General features: G+C 61.0%; 16 protein-coding genes. 10 read left to right on the top strand and 6 right to left on the bottom strand.

Translation table 11 applies throughout. From position 1 onward, the window contains the following. Window positions 1–14 precede the first annotated feature (14 nt). Window positions 15–1,049, bottom strand: coding sequence for a type IV pilus twitching motility protein PilT (locus FW800_RS19390; RefSeq protein WP_032878931.1), 1,035 nt, complete (start codon window positions 1,047–1,049; stop codon window positions 15–17). Between the two features lie 57 nt (window positions 1,050–1,106). Here FW800_RS19390 and FW800_RS19395 point away from each other — a divergent pair, with 57 nt between their 5' ends. The 9 genes from FW800_RS19395 (at window position 1,107) to FW800_RS19435 (ending at window position 7,860) form a co-directional block, all read left to right on the top strand. Beyond that, window positions 1,107–1,802, top strand: coding sequence for a YggS family pyridoxal phosphate-dependent enzyme (locus FW800_RS19395; RefSeq protein ID WP_078822556.1), 696 nt, complete (start codon window positions 1,107–1,109; stop codon window positions 1,800–1,802). 25 nt (window positions 1,803–1,827) lie between these two features. Next, the gene (gene proC / locus FW800_RS19400; protein WP_446438260.1) at window positions 1,828–2,646 is read left to right on the top strand and encodes a pyrroline-5-carboxylate reductase; all 819 of its coding nucleotides are present in this window, start codon (window positions 1,828–1,830) and stop codon (window positions 2,644–2,646) included. A 25-nt stretch (window positions 2,647–2,671) separates the two neighbouring features. Then, entirely contained in the window at window positions 2,672–3,259 is a 588-nt protein-coding gene (locus FW800_RS19405; protein ID WP_003195087.1) for a YggT family protein, read from the top strand. Window positions 3,260–3,480: 221 nt separating this feature from the next. After that, complete coding sequence (gene metX / locus FW800_RS19410; protein WP_446438261.1) at window positions 3,481–4,623, top strand: homoserine O-succinyltransferase MetX; 1,143 nt, start codon at window positions 3,481–3,483, stop codon at window positions 4,621–4,623. A gap of 25 nt (window positions 4,624–4,648) precedes the next feature. Next, complete coding sequence (gene metW, locus FW800_RS19415) at window positions 4,649–5,269, top strand: methionine biosynthesis protein MetW (RefSeq protein WP_005792273.1); 621 nt, start codon at window positions 4,649–4,651, stop codon at window positions 5,267–5,269. A gap of 21 nt (window positions 5,270–5,290) precedes the next feature. After that, entirely contained in the window at window positions 5,291–5,725 is a 435-nt protein-coding gene (locus FW800_RS19420; protein ID WP_078822557.1) for a DUF4426 domain-containing protein, read from the top strand. Beyond that, entirely contained in the window at window positions 5,722–6,318 is a 597-nt protein-coding gene (gene rdgB / locus FW800_RS19425) for an RdgB/HAM1 family non-canonical purine NTP pyrophosphatase (RefSeq protein ID WP_078822558.1), read from the top strand. Before FW800_RS19420 ends, rdgB begins: the two co-directional genes overlap by 4 nt. Next, a complete protein-coding gene (gene hemW, locus FW800_RS19430; protein ID WP_078822559.1) occupies window positions 6,315–7,517 on the top strand; it encodes a radical SAM family heme chaperone HemW in 1,203 nt (400 codons plus the stop codon). Before rdgB ends, hemW begins: the two co-directional genes overlap by 4 nt. A gap of 19 nt (window positions 7,518–7,536) precedes the next feature. Further along, window positions 7,537–7,860 carry a DUF3392 domain-containing protein gene (locus tag FW800_RS19435; RefSeq protein WP_005792278.1) on the top strand — a complete coding sequence of 108 codons (324 nt, stop codon included), beginning with the start codon at window positions 7,537–7,539 and terminating at the stop codon, window positions 7,858–7,860. 141 nt (window positions 7,861–8,001) lie between these two features. On the opposite strand, the gene trmB is transcribed toward FW800_RS19435, so the two are convergent. The 4 genes from trmB to FW800_RS19455 all read right to left on the bottom strand — a co-directional run bounded on the left by trmB (window position 8,002) and on the right by FW800_RS19455 (window position 10,240). Then, window positions 8,002–8,727, bottom strand: coding sequence for a tRNA (guanosine(46)-N7)-methyltransferase TrmB (gene trmB, locus FW800_RS19440; protein WP_032878921.1), 726 nt, complete (start codon window positions 8,725–8,727; stop codon window positions 8,002–8,004). Between the two features lie 9 nt (window positions 8,728–8,736). Continuing rightward, window positions 8,737–9,531, bottom strand: coding sequence for a thiazole synthase (locus FW800_RS19445; RefSeq protein WP_032878919.1), 795 nt, complete (start codon window positions 9,529–9,531; stop codon window positions 8,737–8,739). Between the two features lie 54 nt (window positions 9,532–9,585). Continuing rightward, complete coding sequence (gene thiS / locus FW800_RS19450) at window positions 9,586–9,786, bottom strand: sulfur carrier protein ThiS (protein ID WP_032878918.1); 201 nt, start codon at window positions 9,784–9,786, stop codon at window positions 9,586–9,588. Window positions 9,787–9,865: 79 nt separating this feature from the next. After that, window positions 9,866–10,240 (bottom strand): DUF423 domain-containing protein, encoded by a 375-nt coding sequence (locus FW800_RS19455; protein ID WP_032878916.1) that lies wholly within the window; start codon window positions 10,238–10,240, stop codon window positions 9,866–9,868. A 74-nt stretch (window positions 10,241–10,314) separates the two neighbouring features. Here FW800_RS19455 and mtgA point away from each other — a divergent pair, with 74 nt between their 5' ends. Next, window positions 10,315–11,037 carry a monofunctional biosynthetic peptidoglycan transglycosylase gene (gene mtgA / locus FW800_RS19460; RefSeq protein WP_122735882.1) on the top strand — a complete coding sequence of 241 codons (723 nt, stop codon included), beginning with the start codon at window positions 10,315–10,317 and terminating at the stop codon, window positions 11,035–11,037. A 188-nt stretch (window positions 11,038–11,225) separates the two neighbouring features. Here the strand turns inward: mtgA and rpoH are convergent, their stop codons facing one another. Further along, window positions 11,226–12,080 carry an RNA polymerase sigma factor RpoH gene (rpoH, locus tag FW800_RS19465; protein WP_003176698.1) on the bottom strand — a complete coding sequence of 285 codons (855 nt, stop codon included), beginning with the start codon at window positions 12,078–12,080 and terminating at the stop codon, window positions 11,226–11,228. Window positions 12,081–12,193 lie beyond the last annotated feature (113 nt).

The following is a 12,193-nucleotide window of genomic DNA, read 5'->3' on the forward strand; positions in this document are numbered from 1 at the left end:
AGTATCTGTGCGTTTTAGATATCTGCAGGCACCCTCGCCTTCTCCCGCGCCTCTTCCCGGCTGACCAGCCCCGCGCCGACCAACGCCTTCAAACTCATATCCAGCGTCTTCATCCCCAACGCGCCACCGGTCTGAATTGCCGAAACCATCTGCGCCACCTTGTCCTCACGGATCAGATTGCGAATCGCCGGCGTGCCCAGCATGATTTCATGGGCGGCCACACGGCCGCCGCCGACCTTCTTCACCAGTACCTGAGACACCACCGCCTGCAACGACTCCGACAACATCGAGCGGACCATGGCCTTTTCCCCGGCCGGGAAGACGTCCACCAGCCTGTCTACAGTCTTTGCAGCCGATGAAGTGTGCAGGGTGCCAAACACCAGGTGCCCGGTCTCAGCTGCCGTCAAGGCCAGGCGGATGGTTTCCAGGTCGCGCAATTCGCCCACCAGGATCACATCCGGGTCTTCCCTCAGGGCCGAGCGCAGGGCCACGCAGAAGCTGTGGGTGTCGCGGTGCACCTGGCGTTGGGTGATCAGGGCCAGTTTCGGCCTGTGGATAAATTCGATGGGATCTTCAAGCGTGAGGATGTGCTGGCGCCGGTGCCGGTTCAGATAATCGATCATCGCCGCCAGCGTCGTGGACTTGCCCGAACCCGTAGGCCCGGTGACCAGCACCAGGCCACGGGGGAACTGAGCCATACGCTGGAATACCTCGCCCAACCCAAGGTCTTCCAGGCTCTGGACCTCGGTCGGGATGGCACGAAACACCGCGCCTATACCGCGATTCTGGCGGAACACGTTCGCCCGAAAGCGTGCGACTCCCGGCAATTCGAAGGCAAAATCCGTTTCAAGAGATGTTTCGAAATCCTTTTGTTGGTGTTTATTCAACAAAGGGCTCACCAGATCGACCAGTTGCGCTGCGCTCAGCACCGGCTCATCCATCGGCCAGACCTCGCCATCGACTCGCACCATCGGCGCCAGGCCGGCCGACAAATGCAGGTCACAGGCGCCACGGCTTACGCTGGCCGTCAGCAATTGCGTGATATCCATAGGGCTTTCCATTTCCAGTAGAATGCCGCGGACTCCATATCCACGGGCGCATCTTGAATGTCGACGATAGCAGACAACATCGGCCTGGTTAGCCAGCGCATCCGCGCCGCAGCCGACGCCGTGCAACGTGACGCAAGCAGCATCCACCTGCTGGCCGTGAGCAAGACCAAACCCGCACAAGCCGTGCGCGACGCCTATGCCGCCGGGATGCGCGATTTTGGCGAGAACTACCTGCAGGAAGCCTTGGGCAAACAGGCGGATTTAACCGACCTGCCCTTGAGTTGGCACTTCATCGGCCCCATTCAATCGAACAAGACTCGCGCCATCGCCGAGAACTTCGCTTGGGTGCATTCTGTGGACCGCCTGAAAATCGCACAACGCCTGTCCGAACAACGCCCGGCCGACCTGCCGCCGCTGAATATCTGCATCCAGGTCAATGTCAGTGGCGAGGCCAGCAAATCTGGCTGTACGCCGGCCGACCTGCCAGCCCTGGCCAACGCGATCAGCGCCCTGCCGCGCTTGAAGCTGCGCGGCCTGATGGCGATCCCCGAGCCGACTGAAGACCGGGCCGCACAGGATGCGGCGTTTGCCAGCGTACGCGACCTGCAAGCCAGCTTGAACCTGGCGCTGGACACACTTTCCATGGGCATGAGCCATGACCTTGAGTCGGCCATCGCCCAAGGCGCCACCTGGGTGCGGATCGGTACCGCCCTGTTTGGCGCCCGCGACTACGGCCAGCCGCAAAATGGCTGACTTCCCTCGAAAATAAGGACCTGTCATGAGCAACACGCGTATTGCCTTTATCGGCGCCGGTAACATGGCGGCCAGCCTGATCGGTGGCCTGCGGGCCAAGGGCCTGGACGCCGAACAGATCCGCGCCAGCGACCCGGGCGCCGAGACCCGCGAGCGCGTCAGCGCCGAACACGGCATTGAAACCTTTGCCGATAACGCCGAAGCCATCCACGGCGTCGATGTGATCGTGCTGGCGGTCAAGCCCCAGGCCATGAAGGCCGTGTGCGAGAGCCTGCGTCCAAGCCTGCTGCCGCATCAATTGGTGGTGTCCATTGCCGCCGGCATCACCTGTGCCAGCATGAAAGCCTGGCTCGGTGACCAGCCGATCGTACGTTGCATGCCCAATACCCCAGCGTTGCTGCGCCAGGGCGTAAGCGGTTTGTACGCCACCGCTGAAGTCAGCGCGCAGCAGCGTGACCAGGCTCAGGAGTTGCTGTCTGCGGTGGGCCTTGCCGTATGGCTGGAGCAGGAGCAGCAACTGGATGCGGTCACCGCCGTTTCCGGCAGTGGCCCGGCCTACTTCTTCCTGTTGATCGAGGCCATGACCGCCGCTGGCGTCAAGCTGGGCCTGCCCCACGAGGTTGCCGAACAACTGGCTGAGCAAACGGCCCTGGGCGCCGCGAAAATGGCTGTCGGCAGCGATGTCGATGCCGCCGAACTGCGCCGGCGGGTAACGTCGCCGGGCGGCACCACGCAAGCCGCCATTGAATCGTTCCAGGCCGGGGGCTTTGAGGCCCTGGTGGAAAAAGCACTGGGTGCCGCGGCACATCGTTCGGCCGAGATGGCTGAGCAACTGGGCAAATAGTCGTCCCTTACCAAGGTAATCAAACATGCTCGGAATCAATGACGCTGCCATTTTCATCATTCAGACCTTGGGCAGCCTGTACCTGCTGATCGTGCTGATGCGCTTTATCCTGCAACTGGTGCGGGCGAACTTCTACAACCCGTTGTGCCAGTTCGTAGTCAAGGCCACCCAACCGCTGCTCAAGCCACTGCGCCGGGTGATCCCGAGCCTGTTCGGCCTGGACATGTCGTCGCTGGTGCTGGCGTTGCTGCTGCAGATCCTGCTGTTCGTGGTGATCCTGATGCTCAACGGCTACCAGGCGTTCACCGTGCTGCTGTTGCCGTGGGGCCTGATCGGTATTTTCTCGCTGTTCCTGAAGATCATTTTCTGGTCGATGATCATCAGCGTGATCCTGTCGTGGGTCGCACCCGGCAGCCGTAGCCCGGGCGCCGAACTGGTGGCTCAGATCACCGAACCGGTGCTGGCACCCTTCCGTCGCCTGATCCCGAACCTGGGTGGCCTGGATATCTCGCCGATCTTTGCGTTTATCGTGATTCAGTTGCTGCAGAGCTGGGTGATTCCACGCCTGGCGTACTTTGCCTACATGCCCAAAGAGCTGTTCGGCCTGATCTGAATGCCGTAGCCCCTATAGGAGCTGGCTTGTGTGGGAGCTGGCTTGCCTGCGATAGCATCACCTCGGTGTGTCTGAAAACCGCGGTGCCTGCATCGCGGGCAAGCCCGGCTCCCACATCAACCCTTCCCACATTTTGTATCTGCGTACTGGTACAGACCATTGCTTGCCGCTAGGGTCCCCGCTCTTTAGACTTACGCCTCATTTAAACGAGAGCAGGGTCGATGCCAGCTGCCTTCCCCCCCGATTCTGTTGGACTGGTCGTGCCTCAAGTGGCGCACTTCAGCGAACCGCTGGCCCTGGCCTGCGGCCGTTCGTTGCCTGCCTACGACCTGATCTACGAAACCTACGGCCAACTGAACGCCACGGCGAGCAACGCCGTGCTGATCTGCCACGCCCTGTCCGGCCACCATCACGCCGCCGGTTTCCACAGCGTTGACGAGCGCAAACCCGGCTGGTGGGACAGTTGCATCGGCCCCGGCAAGCCCATCGACACCAACAAGTTCTTCGTCGTCAGCCTCAACAACCTCGGCGGCTGCAATGGCTCCACCGGCCCCAGCAGCCTCAACCCGGACACCGGCAAGCCATTCGGCGCGGACTTCCCGGTGTTGACCGTAGAAGACTGGGTACACAGCCAGGCACGCCTGGCCGACCTGCTGGGCATCCACCAGTGGGCCGCAGTCATTGGTGGCAGCCTGGGTGGTATGCAGGCGCTGCAATGGACCATCAGCTACCCGGACCGCGTGCGCCACTGCCTGGCTATCGCCTCGGCGCCCAAGCTGTCGGCGCAGAACATCGCCTTCAACGAAGTGGCACGCCAGGCCATCCTCACCGACCCCGAGTTCCACGGCGGTTCGTTCCAGGAAGCCGGCGTGATCCCCAAGCGCGGCCTGATGCTGGCGCGGATGGTGGGGCATATCACCTACCTGTCCGATGATTCCATGGGCGAAAAATTCGGTCGCGGCCTCAAGAGCGAGAAGCTCAACTACGACTTCCACAGCGTCGAGTTCCAGGTGGAAAGCTACCTGCGCTATCAGGGTGAAGAATTCTCCGGGCGTTTTGACGCCAACACCTACCTGTTGATGACCAAGGCCCTGGACTACTTCGACCCGGCGGCCAACCACGACGACGACCTGGCAAAAACCTTCGAGCATGCCACGGCCAAGTTCTGCGTGATGTCATTCACTACCGACTGGCGCTTCTCGCCGGCCCGCTCCCGTGAGCTGGTGGATGCGCTGATGGCCGCCAAAAAAGACGTCTGCTACCTGGAGATCGATGCACCGCAGGGCCACGACGCCTTCCTGATTCCGATCCCGCGTTACCTGCAGGCGTTTCGCAACTACATGAACCGAATCACGCTTATATGAATTGCTTACGCTTTGGGAGAACGCCATGAGAGCCGACCTGGAAATCATCCAAGACTGGATCCCCGCCGGCAGCCGCGTGCTCGACCTGGGCTGCGGCGATGGCGAACTGCTGAGCTGGCTGCGCGACAACAAGCAAGTCACCGGCTACGGCCTGGAAAACGACCCGGACAACATCGCCCAGTGCGTGGCCAAGGGCATCAACGTAATCGAGCAGGACCTGGACAAGGGCCTGGGCAACTTCGCCAGCAACAGCTTCGATATCGTGGTGATGACCCAGGCCCTGCAAGCGGTGCACTACCCGGACCGCATCCTCGACGAAATGCTGCGCGTTGGCCGCCAATGCATCATCACTTTCCCCAATTTCGGCCACTGGCGCTGCCGCTGGTACCTGGCCACCAAGGGCCGTATGCCGGTCTCGGATTTCCTGCCGTACACGTGGTACAACACGCCCAACATCCACTTCTGCACCTTCGAAGACTTCGAAGCGTTGTGTGGCGAGCGTGAAGCCAAAGTCATCAACCGCCTTGCCGTCGATCAACAGCACCGCCACGGCTGGGCGAGTAAGCTATGGCCCAATCTATTGGGCGAAATCGGTATTTACCGGGTCAGCAGTCCTGGCCTGACCGACCACAAAGTTGCCGTCTAATCATCTTCAAGAGGGACGTTCATGAGTCGTTTGGCTATTTTTCTATTGACCGCATGCCTGGGCGCCAGCGCCATGGCTGCAGACGCTATCGACGCTAATCGCAAGAAAGACTTCGGCGATATCACCGTTCACTACAACACCTTCACCTCCAGCTTCCTGCCACCCGAGACCGCTCAGAAAGTCGGCGTAGTGCGCAGCAAGGAGAAGGGTTTGATCAATGTGACTGTGATCAAGGGCGTGGCCCCGGTCGCGGCCCAGGTGACCGGCACCATCAAGGATTTGGGCGGCAAAAGCGAGATCCTGACGTTCAAGCAAATCGAAGAGAAAGGCGGCATCAGCTACCTCGCGCCCTACTCGGTGACCCAGCGGGAATACAAGACATTTACCATCAACGTTGAAACCGGCGGCAAAGCCCATGGTTTCCAATTCAACCAAGAACTGTTTCCGGCCGAATGATGAACCTTACCCAACTCGTACTGGCCAGCCATAACACCGGCAAACTCAAAGAACTGCAGGCCATGCTCGGCGAATCCGTGCAACTGCGTTCGATTGGCGAGTTCAGCCAGGTCGAACCGGAAGAAACCGGCTTGTCGTTCGTTGAGAACGCCATCCTCAAGGCCCGCAACGCAGCACGCATCTCCGGCCTGCCGGCCCTGGCGGATGACTCGGGCCTGGCGGTGGACTTTCTCGGCGGCGCGCCCGGCATTTATTCGGCCCGTTACGCTGATGGCAAGGGCGACGCAGCCAATAACGCCAAGCTGCTCGACGCGCTCAAGGACGTGCCCGACGCCGAACGTGGTGCACAGTTCGTCTGCGTGCTGGCCCTGGTGCGACATGCCGATGACCCGCTGCCGATCCTGTGCGAAGGCTTGTGGCACGGGCGCATCCTGCACGCCGCCAGCGGTGAGCATGGCTTCGGTTACGACCCTTTGTTCTGGGTGCCGGAGCGCAATGTCTCCAGCGCCGAACTGAGCCCGGCCGACAAGAACCAGATCAGCCACCGCGCCCGCGCCATGGTGTTGCTGCGCCAGCGCCTGGGCTTGAAATGACCCAGAACACCTCTGCGCAGCCGCTGATCCACGGTGGCGCGCAAACACCACGGGCGGCCCTGCCCCACCTGCCGCCCCTGGCGCTGTACATCCACATCCCTTGGTGCGTGCGCAAATGCCCGTATTGCGACTTCAACTCCCACACCGCCAGCAAGGTGCTGCCGGAAGAAGAGTATGTAGATGCATTGCTGGCGGATCTGGATCAAGACCTGCACGCCGTTTATGGCCGGGAGCTGAGTTCGATTTTCTTCGGTGGCGGCACGCCCAGCCTGTTCAGCGCCGCCGCGTTGGGCCGCTTGTTAAAAGGCGTGGAAGCCCGTATTCGGTTCGCCGCGGATATCGAGATCACCCTGGAAGCCAACCCCGGGACCTTCGAGCAAGAGAAGTTCGTGGCGTACCGCAAACTGGGGATCAATCGCCTGTCCATCGGCATCCAGAGCTTCCAGCAAGAGAAGCTTGAAGCCCTGGGCCGTATTCACAATGGCGATGAAGCCGTGCGCGCCGCTGGCATGGCGCGCCAGGCAGGGTTCGATAACTTCAACCTGGACTTGATGCACGGTTTGCCCAACCAGTCCCTGGACGACGCCCTGGGCGACCTGCGCCAAGCCATTGCGCTCAAACCGACGCACCTGTCCTGGTACCAACTGACCTTGGAACCCAACACCGTCTTCTGGAACCAGCCGCCCGCGCTGCCGGAAGACGACACACTGTGGGACATCCAGGAAGCCGGCCAGGCGCTGCTCGCCGAACACGGTTACGCGCAATACGAGGTGTCGGCCTATGCCCAGCCCGGCCGCCCGGCGCGACACAACCTGAATTACTGGAGCTTTGGCGACTTTATCGGCATCGGCGCCGGCGCCCACGGCAAGCTCAGCCACCCGGACGGGCGCATCGTACGCACCTGGAAAACCCGCGCCCCCAAGGACTACCTCAACCCGGCCAAAAGCTTCCAGGCCGGAGCGAAAGAGCTGACCAACGACGAACTGCCGTTCGAGTTCCTGATGAACGCTCTGCGCCTGACCGAAGGGGTCGATGCCAAGCTCTACGCCGAACGCACCGGCCTTGATCTGGCCAGCCTCGATGAAGGCCGCCGCGAGGCAGAACAAAGTGGATTAATGCAGGTCGAACCGTCACGCCTGGCGGCAACCGACCGCGGGCAACTCTTTCTCAATGACCTGTTGCAGACGTTTTTGAGCTGATCGCTCTTAAGGAAATCGAATGGATCTGGTACTCGACCTGCTCGCCACCGTATCCCGCTGGAGCCGTAGCAACCTGTCGGAAATCTCCCTGGCCCTCGTGGGCTGCTTGCTGGTGCTGTTCGGCGCCGATATCAAGGGCTGGGTCGAAGCACGTCTGGGCAACATTGCCGGCGCCTTGCGCGTACCCTTGATGGCCCTGCTGTGCCTGATCGGCAGCGGTGCGGCGTTGATCTACGCTACGCCGTGGATTGTGCGGGGGCTGAGCCAGTTCAATAACTACAGCCTGGCGCCGGTGTTGATCGTGGTGCTGGTGTTGATTGGGGTAGTGGCAGACCGCCGCTGATCCCAGGCCCAACACAGATACAAATGTGGGAGGGGGCTTGCTCCCGATTGCGGTGTATCAGCCAAAGATTTGGTGGCTGACACCCTGCTATCGGGAGCAAGCCCCCTCCCACATTTGATTGCATTTCAAGCTGATGACTGTTTAAGCCAACTTCTCGAACTTCAAATCCCACACCCCATGCCCCAATCGCTCGCCGCGGCGTTCGAACTTGGTGATCGGCCGCTCGGCCGGGCGTGGCACGCATTTGCCGTCTTCGGCCAGGTTGCGGTAGCCAGGGGCGACGTTCATCACTTCCAGCATGTATTCCGCGTACGGTTCCCAGTCGGTGGCCATGTGCAGGATACCGCCCACTTTCAGCTTGCTGCGCACCAACTCCGCAAAGGACGCCTGGACGATACGACGCTTGTGGTGACGGGCTTTGTGCCACGGGTCCGGGAAGAACAGCATCAGGCGGTCGAGGCTGTTGTCGGCGATGCAGCGGTTGAGCACTTCAATCGCGTCGCAGTCGTAAACTCGCAGGTTGGTCAGGCCCTGGGTCAGCACGCCATTGAGCAATGCGCCGACACCTGGACGGTGGACTTCCACACCGATGAAATCCTGCTCCGGCGCGGCCGCGGCCATTTCCAGCAGGGAGTGGCCCATGCCGAAGCCGATTTCCAGGGAGCGTGGGGCCGAACGGCCAAACACCTGATCGTAATCAACCGGCGCATCGGCCAGGGGCAAAACGAACAGCGGCGTGCCTTGCTCCAGGCCCTTTTGCTGGCCTTCGGTCATACGGCCGGCGCGCATCACAAAACTCTTGATGCGGCGGTGCTTGGACTCGTCGCCCGCTTCCACGGTGTTCGGCGTTTCGTTTGATTCAGTCATCAATAGCTCTTACTTGATCAGACCATCCAGCGGCGAAGAGGCGCTGGCATAGAGTTTTTTCGGCATGCGCCCGGCGAGGTAGGCCAGGCGGCCCGCGACGATCGCGTGTTTCATGGCTTCGGCCATCATGATCGGTTGCTGGGCGTGGGCGATGGCCGAGTTCATCAGCACCGCGTCGCAGCCCAGTTCCATGGCGATGGTCGCGTCGGAGGCAGTGCCCACGCCCGCATCCACCAGCACTGGGATCCTGGCTTCTTCAAGGATGATCTGCAGGTTGTACGGGTTGCAGATGCCCAGGCCGGAACCGATCAGGCCAGCCAGCGGCATCACGGCGATACAGCCGATTTCTGCCAGCTGCCGGGCGATGATCGGGTCATCGCTGGTGTAGACCATCACGTCAAAGCCTTCCTTGACCAGGGTCTCGGCGGCCTTGAGGGTTTCGATCACATTAGGGAACAGGGTTTTCTGGTCGGCCAGCACTTCCAGCTTCACCAGGTTGTGACCGTCCAGCAACTCACGGGCCAGGCGGCAGGTGCGCACGGCTTCGATGGCGTCGTAGCAACCGGCGGTGTTCGGCAGGAAGGTGTAGCGGTCTGGGGACAGCACTTCGAGCAGGTTCGGTTCGCCTTCAATCTGGCCCAGGTTGGTGCGGCGCACGGCGAACGTCACGATTTCGGCACCCGAGGCTTCGATGGCCTGGCGGGTCTCTTCCATGTCGCGGTACTTGCCGGTGCCGACCAGCAAGCGGGACTGGTAGGTACGACCGGCCAGGACGAAAGGCTTGTCGTTACGAACGATGCTCATGGGAAATCCTCTGTTTGGATGAGGTTCTGCAGAATGCGTTACCGCCGTGGCGGGCTAACCGCCACCGATGGCGTGGACCACTTCGACCTGGTCGTTTTCCTTCAGCGAGGTCTCGGCGTGCTGGCTACGCGGGACGATATCCAGGTTGAGCTCCACTGCGACACGACGCCCGGTCAGGTCCAGGCGGGTCAGCAGGGCCGCGACGGTTTCACCGTCGGGCAGTTCAAAGGGTTCGCCGTTCAACTGAATGCGCATGCCACGGGCCGCCATCGTTTTTAGGGGCCCGCATTCTAGCGCGATTGGGACCTGCCGGTCAGCTCCAAGCGTCAAGCGGTCAAAGCTGCAAGCGCCACGCTGCCAGGCCAAGGAAGAACCAGCCAAGCAGGAACGCCAGCCCGCCAAACGGCGTGATGATCCCCAGTTTGCTGATGCCAGTCATCGTCAGCGCATACAAGCTGCCCGAGAACAACAGAATACCGACGGTAAACGAGATACCCGCCCAACTGACCAATCGACCGGGAATATGCGCCGCCAGCAACGCCACGCCGAACAACGCCAGGGCGTGCACCAGTTGGTAGGTCACGCCGGTATGGAAGATCGCCAGGTAGTCGGCGCTCAGGCGGTTTTTCAGGCCGTGGGCGGCGAACGCACCCAGGGCGACACCGGTAAAACCGAAAAAGGCAGCCAGCATCAGAAAGCTACGCAGCATGGGGAACTCCAGTCAGACTCATCGGGCAGGGTCTGTATAATGGCCCGCTCAACGGGTTCGGCCAAGCCATCTCTATGCTGCGTGTCCTCTTCAAACGCTTTCTCAACGTCGTGAAATGGTTCGCCATCGGCAGTGTGTTGCTGGTGCTGCTGTTTCGTGTGGTCCCGCCCCCGTTTACCGCGTTGATGGTGGAGCGCAAGGTCGAGTCCTGGATCGACGGCGAACCCATTGACCTGCAACGCAGCTGGGTACCGTGGGATGAAATCAGCGATGACCTCAAAGTGGCGGTGATGGCCGGTGAAGACCAGCGCTTCCCGCAACATTGGGGCTTTGATTTTGGCGCGATCCAGGCCGCGATCCTGCACAACGAACGCGGCGGCTCGATTCGCGGCGCCAGTACGCTGAGCCAGCAAGTGTCGAAAAACCTGTTCCTGTGGGCCGGCCGCAGCTATTTGCGCAAGGGCCTGGAAGCGTGGTTCACCGGGTTGATCGAGGTGCTGTGGCCCAAGGAGCGGATTCTTGAGGTGTACCTCAACAGCGTGGAGTGGGATGAAGGCGTATTCGGCGCAGAGGCGGCGGCGCGGCACCATTTTGGCGTGAGCGCCAAGGGGCTTTCGCGGCAACAGGCCAGCTATCTGGCGGCGGTGTTGCCTAATCCAAGGGTGTGGAGTGCCAGCCACCCGACAGCGTATGTGGCGCGCAGGGCGGCCTGGATTCGCCAGCAGATGAGTCAATTAGGTGGCAGTGGTTACTTGGCGGAGCTGAACAACTCCCGCAAAGCACCCTGGTCCGACTGACACAATACGGGACCTGTGGGAGCTGGCTTGCCTGCGATGAGGGCAGGTCAGCCAACTCATCTGCAAACTGACACACCGCTATCGCAGGCAAGCCAGCTCCCACAGTGGACTGTGCCGGATTTGAAACTTTCGAACACAAACAAAAATGCCCCGGTCTTTCGATCGGGGCATTTTTTGTTCACAGCGCTTTACGCAGCGATCGACAACTTCAACTTGTTCATCGCGCTTTTCTCAAGCTGACGAATCCGCTCGGCCGACACGTTGTACTTCTGCGCCAGGTCATGCAGCGTGGCTTTCTCTTCTGCCAGCCAGCGCTGGTAGAGGATGTCACGGCTGCGGTCGTCCAGCACTTCCAGCGCTTCATGCAGGTTGTGGTTGGAATTGTCGCTCCAGTCGGCGTCTTCCAGTTGACGCGCCGGGTCGTACCGGTGGTCTTCCAGGTAGTTGGCCGGCGATTGGAAGGCGCTGTCGTCATCCGCTTCGGCGGCTGGGTCAAAGGCCATGTCATGGCCGGTCAGGCGGCTTTCCATCTCGCGCACTTCACGAGGCTCCACACCGAGGCTTTCAGCCACGCGGTGGACTTCCTCGTTGTTCAGCCACGCCAGGCGTTTCTTCTGGCTGCGCAGGTTGAAGAACAGTTTGCGCTGGGCCTTGGTGGTCGCGACTTTCACGATGCGCCAGTTGCGCAGGATGAACTCGTGGATTTCCGCCTTGATCCAGTGCACGGCGAACGACACCAGGCGCACACCCATTTCAGGGTTGAAGCGCTTTACAGCCTTCATCAGGCCGACGTTGCCTTCCTGGATCAGGTCAGCCTGGGCCAGGCCGTAGCCACTATAGCTACGGGCGATATGTACGACAAAACGCAGGTGGGCGAGCACCATCTGCCGAGCCGCCCCCAAATCCTGCTCATAGTAGAGACTCTCGGCCAGTTCACGCTCCTGCTCGGGTGTCAGCAATGGAATGCTGTTGACCGTGTGCACATAGGCCTCCAGGTTCGCACCCGGGACCAAGGCATAAGCAGGTTGCAAAGAAGTGGTCATACGAAAAAACCTCCGACTCACATAACTCGTGCAGTTCAGCACTGCGAAAATTGACCTGGGAACCGTAGGACAAGTTCCCTAAACCACTGATACGGTCAATACAAACGAAACCA

This window comes from Pseudomonas sp. 910_23 (genome assembly GCF_052850795.1).